We start from the raw sequence: 15,771 nt of genomic DNA, 5'->3' as shown, positions 1-15,771 counted from the left end.
GCCGTCGGAGAAGATCAGCCACGGAGGGAGCACCATGCCCGAGGACGAGTCGGTACTGAGTCGCGCGGCGGAGGCTCCGACGCGGACGGTCGCCTATGGCGGCCACCCCGACCAGGTGTTCGATGTTTTCCCCGGAGCCGCCGAACGGACCGCCGTGCTGCTGCACGGCGGATTCTGGCGGCCGGCGTACGACCGGGTGCACCTGTATCCGATGGCCAACGCGATGCAGGCGGCCGGCTGGACGGCGATCACGGTGGAGTTCCGGCGTATCCCGGGCGACCCCGGTGCCACCGTCGAGGACGTACGCGCCGCGCTGTCCGCCGTCGGCGGCGAGGTCGTGCTGCTCGGACACTCCGCCGGCGGACATCTCGCGCTCCACGCGGCCGCCACCGCGCCGCAGCACGTACGCGGAGTCGTCGCCCTCGCCCCCGTCGCCGACCTGGCCCGGGCGAGCGCGCTGGGGCTGAGCGGCAACGCGGTGGCCGCATTCCTCGGCGACCACGACCCGGCCGGGTTCGATCCTCGGCTGCTCGCGCCGCGGCGACCGGTGACGATCGTCCACGGGTCGGCGGACGAGACGGTACCGATCGAGGTGGCCGAGTCCTACCGGGACAGCCACCCCGACATCCGATTCGTACGCCTCCCCGGCGAAGGCCACTACTGCGTCATCGACCCGCTCACCGGGCCGTTCCAGGTGGTTCTCGACGAAGCGGCGGCGCTGGGCTGACGGTGGTGCCAGTGTCGGAAGAAAATGCGGCCCGGCGGCAACCTCGACAGGGGGCCCCGCGTCTCCCAGGATGAAAGCACCGGTAACCCTCCCGGGAAGGTCTGAGAGCCGTGACCCAGCTGGCCGACGCACCGATCGCGCGTGACCTCCGCGCCGGTAACCTCGCCGAGTTCGACGCGTTCGTCCGGGCGCGTAAGCCTTCCCTGATGCGGGCGGCGTACCTGCTGACCGGCGATCACCAGTTGGCCGAGGACCTCGTGCAGTCCGCGCTCGCCCGGACGCACTCCTCCTGGGACCGGCTCGCCGAGAGCTCCAATGCCGAGGCGTACACCCGCAAGACCATGTACCACCTGCAGGTGAGCTGGTGGCGGCGGCGCAAGGTGGCCGAGGTGCTGCCCGGCGACCTGCCCGACCGCCAGCGCAGCCGGCTCGTCGAGGATTCGGGCCAGATCACGCTGCGGATCACGATGCGGGCGGCGCTCCTGCGGCTCACTGCGAAGCAGCGCGCCGTGCTGGTGCTGCGCTTCTTCGAGGACCGCAGCGAAGTCGAGGCGGCCGAGTCGCTGGGAGTCAGCGTCGGCACGATCAAGTCGCAGACGTCGAAGGCGCTGGCCCGGCTGCGCGAGATCGCGCCTGAACTCGAGGGTTTGATGATCGGCTCGGCGAAGTGACGGATGTCGACACCGTCCGACTGCTGTTGAGAGATCTGGCCCAGGAATCGACGCGTCCCACCATCCGGCGGGCCCGTCCCTTCACCCGAAACGGCCGCGGACAAGGCGGGTTCCCGCAGCGGCGTACACATGGCACAGTGACCGTCATGCAGTCACAGATCGTCTCGCGGATCCTGGTCGGGATCTCGATCCTCTTCGGTGCGTCGGTAGCGATCCTCGCCGTCCTGGGCTACGACCACATCGGGCCCTACGCCGCCATCGGCGGTGTGGTGGTCGGTGCGTTGTGGGCCATGAAGGTCCTGTTCAAGCCGCTCGATCGGAACGACAGGCAGCCTCCGGCCGCCTGAACCGGTCAAGCCCCAGGGCGAATACGAGACATGTGGACGGCCACCCGTATCAGGGGTGGCCGTCCACATGCATATTTAGTAGAAGATCATCTATGTCGTTTCACGTGAAACATAGATGACTAAGTAGCCTATAAGGCTAGATCTCGCAGCTCTCGTCGGTGCAGACCGCACCCTGCGGGGTCAGCACCGTCAGCGGGGAGCGGCCTTCGCGCTGGAGGACCTCGTCGAGGACCTGGCGGACCGCCGACGCGTCCTGCGCGCCGCTGATCATGTACTTGGCTGCGAAGATGAAGCTCGGTACGCCGGTGATGCCCAGCTCGCGGCCGGTCTCCAGTTCCCGGTCGACCTCGCCGAGACCGCCGGGGGAGTCGAGGAACTCGCGTACCGCGACGGGATCGTGGCCGATCGAGGCGGCGACGTCCACCAGTACGTCGGTCGAGCCGATGTCCAGGCCCTCGGTGAAGTGAGCCTTGTGCAGGGCCTCCACCATGTCGCGCTGGTTCGCGCCGGTCGAACGGGCCCACCAGATGAGCCGGTGCGCCTCCAGCGTGTTCGCGCTGATCGCCCGCTCGAAGTTCATCTCCAGGCCGACCTCCGCGCCGACCGAGGTCACCTGGCCGAACATGCGGCGCGCGGTGTCCTCTCCGCCGTAGCGCTTGCCCAGCCACTCGACGAGCGGCTGGCCCTCCGAGGTCGCCGTCGGGTCCAGCTGGAACGCGCGCCAGCGCACGTTCACCGGTTCGCCGGTGTCGGCGGTGAAGCCCTCGACGGCCTGCATCAGCTTCCGCTCGCCGATCCAGCACCACGGGCACACGACGTCGGAGAAGATCTCGATATCCACGCCACACTCCAACCACCCGGCGTACGCGCCGATTCCCCGGTGTGGGACAAACTACTTTCCGGTACTAACGACCGGCACGTCACTCATGTCCGCGAGGAGTGTGCACGGATGGCCTGGCAGCGCTACGTCGCCCTGGGAGACAGCTTCACCGAGGGGCTCGACGATCCCGACCCGCGCGCCGACGGCGTCTTCCGTGGCTGGGCCGACCTGACCGCGAGCGTCCTCGCCGCCCAGGTGGACCACTTCGAGTACGCCAACCTCGCCATCCGCGGCCGGCTCTACGACGCGATCGTCGCCGAGCAGCTCGAACCCGCTCTGGCGATGAAACCGGATCTGATCAGCTTCGCGGCCGGCGGGAACGACGTGCTCCGCAAGAACTGCGATCCGCCGACCCTCATGGCCCGCTTCGAGGAGTCCGTGCGGCGGCTGCGCGGCGACGGCGCCGACGTTCTCGTGTTCCGCTTCGCCAACCTCGTCGACCGGCTGCCGGGGGGCAAGCTCATCGCGCCGCGGGTGACCTACCTCAACGACGCCGTCGGCCGGATCGCCGTCGAGCAGGGGTGCCGGCTGGTCGACCTGTGGGACGACGACGCGTACGCCAGTCCGGCGATGTGGAGTGTCGACCGGCTGCACATGTCGGCGTACGGGCATCACCGGGTGGCGGCGCACGTGCTGACCGCGCTCGGCGTACCGGTGCCGGAGGGCTGGTGGGACGTGCCGGATTGGCACCGCCCGTCCTGGGCCCGGGCCCGGGTGAACGACATCCACTGGGCCGGTACGCACCTCGCGCCGTGGATCAAGCGGCGGCTCACCGGACGGTCCTCGGGCGATCACCTGGAGGCGAAGCGACCGGTCCCCGGACCGGTGAATTCCTGACGGCAACTCCTCTCGGTGCTGCCCTGTAAGCGGGCCGTGACTGACGGGAATGCGCCATCCACAACCGCATTACGCGGGTGCGCGAATGTCCTTGCTCGTCGGTACCCTCCGAGCGTGAGCCATTCCTTCCAGGTCGACCTGCGCGGCATCGTGGATCTGCTCAGCCACCACCTGTACGCGAGCCCGCGCGTCTACATCCGCGAGCTGCTGCAGAACTCGGTGGACGCGATCACCGCACGTCGCGAGGGGCAACCTCACGCGCCCGCGTCGATCTGGATCGAGACGCCGAAGCAGACCGCGGACGGGACGCTGCGTGTACACGACACGGGGATCGGGCTGACCGAGGCGCAGGTGCACGAGCTGCTCGCCACCATCGGGCGCAGCGGCAAGCGCGACGAGCTCGGCTTCTCCCGGCAGGAATTCCTCGGGCAGTTCGGCATCGGCCTGCTGTCGTGCTTCCTGGTCGCCGACGAGATCCGCGTGCAGACCCGCAGCGGCGACGCGCCGACCGTCTACTGGACCGGCTACTCCGACGGCCGTTACACCGTCGAGCCCGGGCCGGCCCGGTCGGAGACCGGCACCACCGTCACGCTGACCCCGCGACCGGACGCGTACGACTGGCTGGACGGGGAGCGCGTCACCGACCTCGCCCGGATCTTCGGCGAGATGCTCCCGTTCCCGATCCGGGTCGACGGCGAACCGGTGACCGTCGACACACCGCCGTGGATCGCCGGGCGCGGAGCGCTCATCGCGTACGCGGAGAAGACCTTCGGGTTCACGCCTTTCGACGTGATCGAGCTGAAGGTTCCGCAGGCGGGCCTGACCGGCGTGGCTTTCGTGATGCCGCGGGCGGCGAACCCGGCGGCGCGCGCCGGCCACCGGGTCTACCTCAAGCGCATGCTGCTCGCCGAGGGTGCGGAAGGGCTGCTGCCCGAGTGGGCGTTCTTCGCGCGGTGTCTGATCGACACCTCCGAGCTGCGGCCGACCGCCGGGCGTGAGGCGCTCTACGAGGACGGCCTGCTCGAATCGGTCCGCGAGGAGCTGGGCGATCAGCTGCGGGGGTGGCTGGTGAACCTCGCGCGGCGCGAGCCCTACCGGCTGCAGCAGTTCCTGAGCATCCACCACCTGGGCGTGAAGACGCTGGCCCTGCACGACGAGGAGATGCTGCGCCTGGTCGACGAGTGGTGGCCGATGGAGACGAACATGGGGCAGATGCCGCTCGCCGAGTTCCGCGAGCGCTTCGGGACCGTGCGCTACTGCGCCTCGATCGACGAGTTCCGGCAGCTCGCCGCGGTGGCGGCGGCCCAGGACCTGGCCATCGTCAACGCGGGCTACACCTACGACGCCGAGATCATCGAGCGGTTGCCGCTGCTGCACCCCGAGATCCTGGTCGACCGGCTCGACCCGAGCGACCTGTCCACCCGTTTCGACACCCTCGACCCGGCCACCGAGCTCGCCCTGCGGCATTTCGTGTCGGTCGCCCAGCGCGGTCTCGACGCCCTCGGCTGCGAGGTCGTCGTGCGCGCGTACGACCCGCCGGGCCTCGCGGCCCTCTACCTGGTCGACCGCGAAGCCTCGTTCCAGCGCCGGCTGCGCGAGACGCAGCAAGTGGTCGACGACGTGTGGGCCGGGGTCCTCGCGGCCTTCGAGCGGGCCGAGGCGGCGACGCGCCCCCAGCTCGTCCTCAATCACCGCAATCCGCTGGTACGCCGGATCGCCGCGCTCGGCAGCGACGAGCTGATGCGCCTGGCGGTCGAGGCGCTGTACGGCCAGGCGCTGCTGCTCGGCCACCATCCTCTGCGGCCGGCGGACTCGGCCCTGCTCAACCGCTCCTTCTTCGGGCTGCTGCAGCAGGCGGTCCCGGGCTTCACCGAGCCGGAGACCGGACCGGCGGAGGCCGCGGCGCCGGACCCGGCGGATGAGGGTACGGTGCGGGAAGATCCTGGGGAGGACCGATGACGACGGCCAAGGAGGTGCGGGAACTCCTGCACCAGGTCTGGGAGGCGCCGGACGGGCCGGCCCAGATCGCACTCGCGGAGGGTGCGCTGCGGCAGGCCGAGGCGCTCGGTGATCCGGACGTCGCCTTCGCCGCGCGGATGGCCGCGACCAACGCGTTCCACCGGGGCGGCGAGCCGGCCAAGGCGTTCGTGACGTTCGCCCGGTGCCTGGCCGACTACGACGCCGACCCGTCCGGGCGTACCGCCGAGGACGAACGCCTGCTGCTCTGGTACTTCAAGTACGTCATCTCGTCGATGGCCCGGTTCCCCGAAGTGCCGTTGGAGCGTACGCACGCCGTCCTCGACGACATGGAACGGCGCTACCGGTCCGGCGGGCACAGCCTGCACGCCGTGTACGCGTACCGGCACACGATCGCGTCGCACGTGGGCGACGTCGAGCTGGCCGACCACTGGTACCGGCAATGGGACAGCGCCCCGCGCGACGAGAACTCCGACTGCGCCGGCTGCGACCCGACGTCGAAGGCGTACCACCTGGTGTGGCGGGAACGTTACGAGGATGCGATCGCGCTGGCCGAACCCGCGCTGGCCGGCCGGCTGAGCTGCGCCGAGCAGCCGCACTCGATCCTGACCGCGCTGATGATCCCGTACCTGCGATCCGGCCGGCTCGACCAGGCCCGGGACGCGCACCGGCGGGCGTACCGGGCGTTCCAGAACAACCCCGCCGACCTCGGCTCGGTCGCCGAGCACGTCGAGTTCTGCGGGCTGTCCGGCAACGAGATGCGCGGGCTCGAACTGATCGAGCGCCACCTCGCCTGGCTCGACCGGCCGCCGACACCCAAGTCCGAGATGGAGTTCGCCTCGGCGGCCGCCCTCGTGCTGCGCCGCCTCGTCGCCGCGGGCCGGGCCGACCTCGCGGTACGCACCCGGCAGGGCCCGGCCACCGTGGGGGAACTCGCCGACCGGCTGGCCGCGCGGGCGACCGCCATCGCGGCGCGCTTCGACGAGCGCAACGGCAACGCGTACCAGAGCGAGCGGATCGCCGCCAAGCTGACGGCCGAGCCGCTGGTCGGGTACCTGCCGTTGTCGATCACGGCCGCCTACCGGCAGCGGGTCGCACCGCCCTCCGTCGCCCCGGCCGCCGAAGAACCCGATCTGTCGGCCGTGCCGGTCACCTTCAGCCTCGATCAGCAGCTCGATCTGGCCGAGGCGTGGTACCAGGCCGACGAGGAGGAGCGGGCCAAGGCCCTCGGCGCCCGGATCATCGCCGGGTTCCCGGACGGCGGTGACACTCCGGTCCACCGCGGCCGGCTGGCCCGGCTGCGCGCGTACCAGGCCGACCGGCAGGACACCGCGACCGCGGAGCGCGAGTTCGCGGCGGCCGTCGACGCCTTCGTGGAGGCCGGCGCGCTCGAACTCGCCCTCGCGGCCCGGATCCAGCTCGCGATGGCCCGGCTGGAGCTCCGGTCCGACCCCGCCGACCTCGACGAGGGGCTCGCGGCGGCCGAGGCGCTGATGACCGAGTCCACCGATCCGAACCAGCGGCGCACGACGATGCTGCGCGTCGCGTACCTGCGGGCGATGACCGGGGACGAGAGCAGCGCGCTCGAAGCCCTCGAACGGGCCGACGCGGAGCCGGGGGAGGCGCCGCCCCGCCGCCGGGCCCAGGCGCTGATGCTGCGGGCGGGCCTGCTGCACCGGCTCGACCGGATCCCGGAGACCGTCGAGGCGGTCCGGGCCGCGATCGAGCTGCTCCGGCCGTACAGCCCGAACGACCAGCTGGGCTCCGCCCTGGTCATGTACGCCAACCTCATCGCCGGCGCCGGCGACCACAAGGCGGCGCTGGCCTCGTTCGAGGAGGCCGCCGCGAGCTCGGTCGACCCCGAACTGCGCCGCAACTCCCGGGCGAACGCGGCGTTCATGCTGGTGAACACCGACCGGGCCGGCGAGGTGATCGACGACATCGTCGAGCACGTCTGCATCATGGCCGCCGAGGGCGAGGACCGTGCGGCCGCGTACACCCGGCATCGGCTGGCGGTGGCGCTCGCGACCACGGGCCGTATCCGGGAGGCCGCCGAGGTCGCGGAGGAGGCGCTGGCCTGGTTCAGCCGCATGGCCGACGCCCGCGAGGGCACCGACGAGCTGTTCATGGCCGACGAGTGCCGCGACCTGCTGGCCCGCGTCTACGACGAGATGGGGGAGCCCGGTGCGGCGCTGGCCCAGCTCGAAGCACTGACTGGCAGCCGCAACGGTTATGACGACTCCCGCCGCCGGGCCGACCTGACCGAGCGGATGGCGGAGGTGCTCTACCGGATGGACCGTGACCGGGAGGCCGCCGGCAAGTACGCCGAGGCCGCCGCCGGTTACGGAGCAGCCGACGATCTCCCGGCGACGGCCAGGGCACTGCGCCGGCGCATCCTCGCCCTGCACTACGCCCGGGACGCCGAGGGGTCGGCGCAGGCGATCCGGGAGGTCGAGGCGCTCGTCACCGGGGCCGACCCGGACAAGGAACCGGGCGTCGTCTGGGAACACGCGATGGCTTGCTACGACGCGGCGTACGTGCTGTCGGACCACGGGGACTACGCCGGTGCCCTGCTGCGCAGCGAACGTGCCCCGGACCTGTTCCGTTCGATCTCGGCGTACGAGGAGGCGGCCCTGGCCGAGCTGCGGTACGGCGAGGTGCTGGTGGCCTCGGGTGATCCCGAGCGCGGCGAGCGGGTTCTCGTGCACGTGCTCGAAGGCCTGCCCCGGGATCATCGGGCCCGGCAGGAAGCGGCGTGGTGGCTCGCCCGCGCCTTCGATGCGCAGGGCGAACATCAGAAAGCCGCCGACGTGCGCAAAACGTACGATCTACCCGAAAGTAACTAAACGGGCGTTAAGGTTCTTGGTTGACTGGCGAGTAGGCTAAGCGCGTGACAATCGAGCAGGTAGGCACCCCCCGCGTGCGAGCTGACCGGACTTCCGAAGCCTCGGGCAAGCCTCGCAAGCGCAGCCGGCGCGACGAGATCCTCGAGATCGCGGTCGGACTGTTCGCGACGCGCGGCTACCACGGCGTGTCCATGGATGACATCGGCAAGGAAGCCGGCGTCACAGGGCCCGCTCTGTACCACCACTTCGCGGGCAAGGACGCCATGCTCGTGGCCGCGCTCAATCCCGTCAGCGAGGGCCTGCTCTCGGGCGGACGGGAGCGGGCCGAGGCGCACAAGGACGATCCGCGGGCCGCGCTGGAGGCGCTGGTCGACTTCCACGTCGAATTCGCGCTGGCCAACCCGGCGGTGATCGCCCTGCACTTGCACGAACTCGACCGGCTGCCCGAGGAGCCCCGCCGGGAGATCCGCCGGCTGCAGCGACGCTACGTGGAGGAGTGGGTCGGCGTACTCACCGCTCTGCGGTCCGGACTGAGCGACGGGGAGGCCCGTGTTCTGGCGCACGCCGTGTTCGGCCTGATGAACTCGACGCCGTTCCTCGGCGGCGAGGTGGACCGGCAGCGCAGGGCGGCCCTCCTGCGTGAGGCGACCCTCAGCGCGCTCCTTGCCTGACCGAAGCCTGATCGAAGCCCTCACCGAAGCCCTGATCGAACCTGAAGGAAATCGCACCTCAGCACGGGGGGAGGCCGATTTCCTGAGCGATCGTTCAGGCCCGCCGTCGCGCGCGTCCGGCCGACCCGATAACGTGCGAAAGGTGTCTGAGAACCCAGTCATCGAGTCCCTGCTGGTGGCCAACCGCGGTGAGATCGCCCGGCGCGTGATCCGCACGGCGAACCGCCTCGGCATCCGGACCATCGCCGTGCACTCCGACGTCGACGCCGGTCTCCCGTTCGTCCGGGAGGCGGCCGAGGCGGTCGAGATCGGTCCGGCCAATCCAGCGCTCAGCTACCGCAACGCCGAGGCGATCCTGGCGGCCGCGAAGCAGACCGGCGCGGCCGCGATCCATCCCGGCTACGGCTTCCTCTCCGAGAACGCCGGATTCGCCCGGGCGGTCGCCGACGCCGGCCTGATCTGGATCGGCCCGTCGGCCGACGCCATCGCGGCCATGGGCGACAAGATCAACGCAAGGAACCTGATGGCGGCGGCCGGCGTACCGGTGGCTCCGGGGACCACCGAACCCGCGGGCAGTCTTGATGCGGCGCTCGCCGAGGCCGAGCGGATCGGCTTCCCGGTCATGATCAAGGCGTCGGCCGGTGGCGGCGGCATGGGCATGGCTCCCGCGTACGACGATGCCGCCTTCCGTACCGAATACGAGAAGGTACGCGGCTTCGCCGAGCGCATGTTCGGCGACGGCTCGGTTCTCATCGAGAAGTACTTCCCCAGCGTGCGCCACATCGAGGTGCAGATTCTCGGCCTGGCCGACGGTCGCGTGGTCGCGCTGGGCGAGCGTGAGTGCTCGGTGCAGCGGCGCAACCAGAAGCTGGTCGAAGAATCGCCGTCGCCCGCGAGCATGCTGACGCCGCAGCGGCGGGCGGCCCTGCACGCGGCCGCCGTACGCGCCGGCGAAGCGGTCGCCTATCGCAACGCCGGAACGGTCGAATGCCTGCTGGACCCGGCGACCGGAGACTTCTTCTTCCTGGAGATGAACACGCGCCTGCAGGTCGAGCACCCGGTGACCGAGGCCGTCTTCGGGCTGGACCTGGTCGAGGCGCAGCTGCGGGTGGCGGCCGGCCTGCCAGTGGAGGTCCCGACCCACCCGGTCGGGCACGCCATCGAACTGCGGATCAACGCCGAGGACCCCAAGCGCTTCCTGCCCGGTCCCGGAGTGATCTCCACGTGGGTCGAACCCACCGGGGAAGGCGTACGCGTCGACTCCGGGTACGCGTCCGGCGACACGGTCACCCCGCACTACGACTCGCTCATGGCGAAGCTGATCGCGTACGGGGCGGATCGGGCTGAGGCGGTCGAGCGGGCCAGGGCGGCGGTGGCGGGATTCGCGATCGCCGGGCCGAAGAACAACCTGCCGTTCTTCACCGAACTGCTGGCCAACGAGGAGTTCCTCAGCGGCGACTACGACACCGCCATCGTCACCCGCATGCGCTGACCGCCCTCACCGTTCCCGCGCCGCTCAAGATCGGGTTTGGATCAGGGGTTCGCACGTAATCATGGTCCAAGATTCGGGTGAGTTCCCTGATCCAAACCCGATCTTGGGGGCGAAGCGGGGGAGTGAGCAGGAGTGGGTGGAGATGGAGGTGAACGAGCGTTAAGCTCGACGGCATGACGACCATCTCGATCCGTGAGGTCGGCCCCCGGGACGGGCTGCAGAACGAAGCACCCGTCCCGGCGGCCGCCAAGGTGGAACTGATCGACGCCCTGAGCGCGACCGGCGTACGCCGGATCGAGGCGGTCAGCTTCGTGCATCCGAAGGCGATCCCGCAGATGGCCGACGCCGACGAGGTGTGGGCGAAGATCGCGCGCGATCCCGACGTCCGCTACAGCGCGCTCGTCCCGAACGTACGCGGAGCCGAGCGCGCCCTGGCCGCCGGTTTCACCGAGGTCGAGGTGGTCGTGTCCGCCTCGGATACGCACAACCGCAAGAACATCAACCGCTCGACCGAAGAGTCCCTGGCGGAGCTGCCGGCCCTGATCGAGTTGCTGCACGCGGGCGGGGCCTCGGCCGAACTGATCATCGCCACCAGTTTCGGCTGCCCTTATGAGGGTGACGTCGATCCGGGTCGCGTCGCCGGCATCGTCGAGCGGGCGATCGGGATGGGCGTCGACAAGGTGTCCTTCGGCGACACGACCGGCATGGCCACCCCGCGGCGCGTACGCGACGTGCTGACCCGGGTCGCCCGGGAGCGGCCGCTGCTCTGCCATTTCCACAACACCAGGGGTACCGGCCTGGCGAACATCCTCACGGCGCTGGAACTCGGCGTGACCCAGTTCGACGCGAGCGTCGGCGGTCTGGGCGGCTGCCCGTACGCCCCCGGTGCGACCGGGAACGTGGCGACCGAGGAGGTCGTGCACATGCTCGCGGACATGGGTTACGAGACCGGCATCGACCTCGACAGACTCGTCGAGGCGGCCGAATTGGCGCAGCGGATCGTCGGGCGTGAGCTGCCGAGCGGGGTGCTCCGGGCGGGTCCCCGATATCGGACAATTGCTTGATTTTTAGCTTTAGCCACGTGTCCGGCCTTTCCGGGAGTCGTTGTCCAGAGCGGAGTTCAGCCACCCGCTTGAAGGGCGATCATGACCGCGAACCGGAACGGCAAGGCCAGGCGCGCAGCACTGCGCGTGGTCGCCGTGGCCGGGTTCGCCGCCGCGGCCTGGTTCCTCGGCGGAGCGGCCGCACACGCCGACGCCCCGATCGCACCGGCCCAGCACGACACCGCCCAGGGCCTGCTCGGTAGCCTGCTGCCCGCCGATCTCACCGCCGCCGTCGGGCTGCGGCCCGTGGTCGAACAGCTCGACACCGTCCTCATCGGACAGACTCCGCCAGAACCGGATCCCCGGCCCGGCCTCCTTCCGGCGGTCACCCAGCCCCTGCTGGACACCGTCCAGGCCGTGGTCCGGCCGCTCGTCCGTCCGATCACGACGGTCGCCGCGCCCCTGGCCCGCCCGGCGATCACCGCCGCCGAGCCCCTCGCGGGCAGCGTCACCGCCGAGGTCGTCGCGCCGGCCGCGCATGCGATCGACGCCGTCGCCGGTCCCGCGCTCACCGCGCTCCCGGTCGGCGTCCGCCCACTCCACCATCTTTCCCTTGTACGCGAGAACACCGTGGACGAGTCCGTCAGCCCGATGGACACTCCCCATCTCGCGCCACCGCACCGGTCGGACGGCGACCCTCGGCGTATTCCCCTGATGGCGGAATGCCCGAACGGTATGACGCCGACGGGCGGTGAGAACCGCGGATCCGGCGCGCCCACCGCGGCCCTGGGCGCGAGTTCGGTGCTGGTCCTGACGCTGGCGCGGGGCTTGCGCCGGGCGGCGGACAGCGCGTTGCGGCGGTTCGACGCGCCGCGCCCCACCAGCTCACCCGACTGAGCGATCTCTGCACATCTCCGCACCTGTTGCGGTCTCGTTCCCGCGAGCCGCGCCGGGACGCCGGCGTGCGCCCGTGGCCGCCCAGCACTTTCGCTCCTGGGCACTGCACGGCACATCACTGCACCTCAGACCCCCCGGTCTGAATCTCCGAAAGGCAATCTCCACCATGAACTCGTGGGCTCGAAAGTCCTTCAAGGTCGGCATGCTGTCGGCCGGATTCCTGATCGCCGGCGCCGGTGCCGCCCACGCGGCCGCCGACACGACCTCGGGTAACGCCGGCATCGGCAACGGTACGCAGGTCGACGCCAAGATCCAGGCGCCGGTGGACGTGTGCGGCAACGCCGTCTCGCTGCTCGGCACCGCGTACGCGGGATGCACCGGTGGCGCCTGGGCGACCGACAACGGCGTCGACGGCGACCTGACCAGCACCCAGAACTTCGGCCTGCTCAACGGCACCCAGCTGCGCGCGCTGCTGCAGGCCCCGATCGACGCCTGCGGCAACGGCGTCGGCATCCTCGGGACCGCGTCGGCGTGGTGCACGGGCGGCTCCTGGGCGACCCACACGCCGGCACACCACCCGACGCCCCGGCCGTACGACGTACACCCGGACAAGATGCGTACCGAGGCCGCGCAGTACGACACATCGCACAACGTCGGCGTCCTGAACGGTACGCAGGCCGTCGCCCCGATCCAGATCCCGATCGACCTGTGCGGCAACGCGATCGGGCTGCTCGGCTCGGCCACCGCGAGCTGCACCGGCGGCGCGCACGCGACCCTGGGCGAAGACGGCCTGCCGTCCGCGTCGACCGGCCTGAACGTCGGCCTCGGCAACGGTACGCAGCTCCTGCCGATCCTGCAGATCCCGATCAACGTGTGCGGCAACGCCATCGGCATCCTGGGTACGGCCGAGGCGCACTGCCAGGGCGGCTCGGACGCGACCATCGGCGAGCCCGCCCCGGCGCCGTGGCCGACGCCGCAGCCGTATGGCGACAAGAACGCCCAGCACGGCAGGAAGCACGGCCACCAGAACCAGCACGCCCACAAGAACCAGCACGTCAAGAAGAACCACGACGGCAAGCCCCACGCGCAGAAGCACCACGCGAAGGGCGAGGGTCTGCCGCTGGTCGGCGGCCTGGCCGGTCTCACCGACCTCGGCGGCGTCACCGGCAACCTGCTCGGCGACGGCCTCCTCGGCGGCGACCTGCTGGGCGGCGGCGATCTGACGGGCAGCGCTGCCACCGACCGTCACTTCGCCCCGACCACCAGCTCGTGCGACCTGCACAGCGGGGCGAACTTCGGCGTACTGAACGGCACCCAGGCTCTCGTGCCGGTCCAGGCGCCCGTCGACATCTCGGGCAACGCCGTCGCCGCCCTCGGCGGCCCGGCCACCGCGTCCAGCACCGGCGGCGCCACCGCCACGCTCACCTGCTGACGGATCTTCCTTCCCGCCGCGCCCACACGTGAGGGACGGCGTCTACATAAATGAGGCCGGCACTCTTTCGGGGTGCCGGCCTCGCTGGTGGAGATTCCCCCGGTGGAGATTCCCCCGGTGGAGATTCCCCGGGTGGAGATTCCCCGGGTGGGCGCTGGAAAGGTTGCTGATGGGCTCGTCGGGCGCTCGGAACCCCTAGTGCAACGCCCGTCGGCTTCAGAGATCCTCGACTTCGTCGCGGATCTTGTGCGCCGCCGGGCGTCGCGGGTTCCGGCTTCCTCCTCGCGTGGCCAGGGTCCGTGGTGGGGGAGGTAGTCGCGCCGGATTGCGCTTGCATGGGTCGCGTTCGGGGGACTTCACCCCCACGGGTGTTTCCCCCAACCCCAAATGAGGTAGCCTAACGAGCGTTTAGGTTAACGGTCGTTAGGGGGACTGGGTGGGCTGGGACGAGGTCAAGGCGCGCGTCGAGGCCGGTGGGGCTGCCCGCTACCACGAGGCCAACGCCGCCAAGGGCAAGCTCTTCGCCCGTGAGCGGATCGCCCGTCTGGTCGACAACGGTACGTTCGTCGAGGACGGTGCGTACGCGAACGCGCAGGCCGACGGGCTTCCCGCCGACGGGGTCGTCACCGGGACCGCCGAGATCGACGGCCGGCCCGTCTGCCTGATGGCCAACGACTCGACCGTCAAGGCCGGCAGCTGGGGCGCGCGTACGGTCGAGAAGATCATTCGGATCATCGAGCGGGCCTACGACACCGGCGTCCCGATGGTGTATCTCGTGGACTCGGCCGGCGCCCGGATCACCGACCAGGTCGACCTGTTCCCCGGCCGCCGCGGCGCCGGCAAGATCTTCCACACCCAGGTACGCGCTTCCGGCTCGATTCCGCAGGTCTGTGCGCTGTTCGGGCCGTCCGCGGCCGGTGGCGCGTACATCCCGGCCTTCTGCGACGTCGTGGCGATGGTCGACGGCAACGCCTCGATGTATCTCGGCTCGGACCGCATGGTCCAGATGGTGACCGGCGAGAAGACGACGCTGGAGGAGATGGGCGGTGCCCGGGTGCACTGCGAGGTGTCCGGGGTCGGGCATTTCCTGTGCGCCGACGAGGACGCCGCGCTCGAGGTCGTCCGCAGGCACCTGTCGTACCTGCCATCGAACTGGACCGGCGCGCCGCCCGCTGTCGAGCCGAAGGCCGCCCGGGGCGGTCTGGCTCAGCTGATCCCGGACAGCGAGCGGCGCGCCTTCGACATGCGGCAGCTGGTGAAGCGCCTGTTCGACGAGGGCACGTTCTTCGAGATCCACGAGCGCTGGGCGAAGGAGCTGACCATCGGGTTCGCCCGGCTCGACGGCCAGGTCGTCGGTGTGGTCGGGAACAACTCGATGCACAAGGGCGGCGTGCTGTTCGTCGACTCCGCCGACAAGGCCACCCGCTTCGTCCAGCTCTGCGACGCGTTCAACGTTCCGCTGGTCTTTCTGGCCGACGTGCCCGGCTTCATGGTCGGAACGGCCGTCGAGCGGCAGGGCATCATCCGGCACGGCGCGAAGATGATCAGCGCGATCAGCGAGGCGACCGTGCCCAAGTTCTGCGTGGTCGTCCGGAAGGCGTACGGGGCCGGGCTCTATGCGATGGCCGGTCCCGGGTTCGACCCGGACGCCACGATCGCGCTGCCCACCGCCAAGATCGCGGTGATGGGCGCCGAGGCCGCGGTCAACGCCGTGTACGCGAACAAGATCGCCGCGATCGCCGACGAGACCGAACGGGCGGAGTTCGTGGCCGCCAAGCGGGCCGAGTACGAGACGGACATCGATCTGCTGCGGCTGGCCAGCGAGCTGGTCGTGGACACCGTCGTCGAGCCCGAGGACCTGCGCGGGGAGCTGGTACGCCGGCTGGCCGCCGCGCGTACCAAGGATCGTTCCTTCTCGCGTCGCCGCCACGGCGTCACGCCCGTCTAGGAG

13 protein-coding genes are annotated in these 15,771 nt (G+C 70.6%); 12 read left to right on the top strand and 1 reads right to left on the bottom strand.

Annotation, left to right across the window (positions count from 1 at the left end; translation table 11 throughout):
* The first annotated feature begins 34 nt into the window (after positions 1-34).
* The 3 genes from G401_RS45330 (at position 35) to G401_RS0112855 (ending at position 1,745) form a co-directional block, all read left to right on the top strand.
* A complete protein-coding gene (locus G401_RS45330; protein WP_034591505.1) occupies positions 35-727 on the top strand; it encodes an alpha/beta fold hydrolase in 693 nt (230 codons plus the stop codon).
* A 206-nt stretch (positions 728-933) separates the two neighbouring features.
* Positions 934-1,398, top strand: coding sequence for a SigE family RNA polymerase sigma factor (locus G401_RS0112860; RefSeq protein ID WP_211240733.1), 465 nt, complete (start codon positions 934-936; stop codon positions 1,396-1,398).
* Positions 1,399-1,544: 146 nt separating this feature from the next.
* Positions 1,545-1,745, top strand: a complete 201-nt coding sequence (locus tag G401_RS0112855) for a hypothetical protein (RefSeq protein ID WP_027342828.1) — start codon at positions 1,545-1,547, stop codon at positions 1,743-1,745.
* Between the two features lie 136 nt (positions 1,746-1,881).
* On the opposite strand, the gene G401_RS45325 is transcribed toward G401_RS0112855, so the two are convergent.
* Positions 1,882-2,586, bottom strand: coding sequence for a DsbA family oxidoreductase (locus tag G401_RS45325; protein WP_064741754.1), 705 nt, complete (start codon positions 2,584-2,586; stop codon positions 1,882-1,884).
* Positions 2,587-2,694: 108 nt separating this feature from the next.
* Between G401_RS45325 and G401_RS0112845 the strand changes: the two genes are divergently transcribed.
* From G401_RS0112845 to G401_RS0112805, 9 genes are all read left to right on the top strand, one after another.
* Positions 2,695-3,462 carry an SGNH/GDSL hydrolase family protein gene (locus tag G401_RS0112845; RefSeq protein ID WP_027342827.1) on the top strand — a complete coding sequence of 256 codons (768 nt, stop codon included), beginning with the start codon at positions 2,695-2,697 and terminating at the stop codon, positions 3,460-3,462.
* Positions 3,463-3,576: 114 nt separating this feature from the next.
* Complete coding sequence (locus G401_RS45320; protein ID WP_064741753.1) at positions 3,577-5,421, top strand: HSP90 family protein; 1,845 nt, start codon at positions 3,577-3,579, stop codon at positions 5,419-5,421.
* On the top strand, positions 5,418-8,285 hold the full coding sequence (locus tag G401_RS0112835) for a hypothetical protein (RefSeq protein WP_027342826.1): 2,868 nt from the start codon (positions 5,418-5,420) through the stop codon (positions 8,283-8,285). Before G401_RS45320 ends, G401_RS0112835 begins: the two co-directional genes overlap by 4 nt.
* A 74-nt stretch (positions 8,286-8,359) precedes the next feature.
* Complete coding sequence (locus G401_RS0112830) at positions 8,360-8,956, top strand: TetR/AcrR family transcriptional regulator (protein ID WP_034591503.1); 597 nt, start codon at positions 8,360-8,362, stop codon at positions 8,954-8,956.
* 142 nt (positions 8,957-9,098) lie between these two features.
* Positions 9,099-10,448, top strand: a complete 1,350-nt coding sequence (locus G401_RS0112825; protein WP_034591501.1) for an acetyl-CoA carboxylase biotin carboxylase subunit — start codon at positions 9,099-9,101, stop codon at positions 10,446-10,448.
* A 173-nt stretch (positions 10,449-10,621) separates the two neighbouring features.
* Positions 10,622-11,512 carry a hydroxymethylglutaryl-CoA lyase gene (locus G401_RS0112820; RefSeq protein ID WP_027342823.1) on the top strand — a complete coding sequence of 297 codons (891 nt, stop codon included), beginning with the start codon at positions 10,622-10,624 and terminating at the stop codon, positions 11,510-11,512.
* An 81-nt stretch (positions 11,513-11,593) separates the two neighbouring features.
* Positions 11,594-12,388, top strand: coding sequence for a lipase chaperone (locus G401_RS0112815; RefSeq protein ID WP_027342822.1), 795 nt, complete (start codon positions 11,594-11,596; stop codon positions 12,386-12,388).
* Between the two features lie 166 nt (positions 12,389-12,554).
* Positions 12,555-13,820: a chaplin family protein gene (locus G401_RS0112810; protein ID WP_084557120.1), complete on the top strand. Its 1,266-nt coding sequence runs from the start codon at positions 12,555-12,557 to the stop codon at positions 13,818-13,820.
* 436 nt (positions 13,821-14,256) lie between these two features.
* The gene (locus G401_RS0112805) at positions 14,257-15,768 is read left to right on the top strand and encodes an acyl-CoA carboxylase subunit beta (protein ID WP_027342820.1); all 1,512 of its coding nucleotides are present in this window, start codon (positions 14,257-14,259) and stop codon (positions 15,766-15,768) included.
* Positions 15,769-15,771 lie beyond the last annotated feature (3 nt).

It is taken from the genome of Hamadaea tsunoensis DSM 44101, from assembly GCF_000428945.1.
Taxonomy (GTDB): domain Bacteria; phylum Actinomycetota; class Actinomycetes; order Mycobacteriales; family Micromonosporaceae; genus Hamadaea; species Hamadaea tsunoensis.
The sequence above is the reverse complement of the archived record's forward strand: the minus strand, read 5'-3'. Positions and strand labels throughout refer to the sequence as shown.

Excerpts from the sequence above, each read along its gene's own strand:
- G401_RS0112855 (WP_027342828.1), top strand. The coding sequence starts at position 1,545 with ATGCAGTCACAGATCGTCTCGCGGATCCTGGTCGGGATCTCGATCCTC.
- G401_RS0112835 (WP_027342826.1), top strand. The coding sequence starts at position 5,418 with ATGACGACGGCCAAGGAGGTGCGGGAACTCCTGCACCAGGTCTGGGAG.
- G401_RS0112815 (WP_027342822.1), top strand. The coding sequence starts at position 11,594 with ATGACCGCGAACCGGAACGGCAAGGCCAGGCGCGCAGCACTGCGCGTG.
- G401_RS0112810 (WP_084557120.1), top strand. The coding sequence starts at position 12,555 with ATGAACTCGTGGGCTCGAAAGTCCTTCAAGGTCGGCATGCTGTCGGCC.
- G401_RS0112820 (WP_027342823.1), top strand. The coding sequence starts at position 10,622 with ATGACGACCATCTCGATCCGTGAGGTCGGCCCCCGGGACGGGCTGCAG.
- G401_RS45330 (WP_034591505.1), top strand. The coding sequence starts at position 35 with ATGCCCGAGGACGAGTCGGTACTGAGTCGCGCGGCGGAGGCTCCGACG.
- G401_RS0112860 (WP_211240733.1), top strand. The coding sequence starts at position 934 with ATGCGGGCGGCGTACCTGCTGACCGGCGATCACCAGTTGGCCGAGGAC.
- G401_RS0112845 (WP_027342827.1), top strand. The coding sequence starts at position 2,695 with ATGGCCTGGCAGCGCTACGTCGCCCTGGGAGACAGCTTCACCGAGGGG.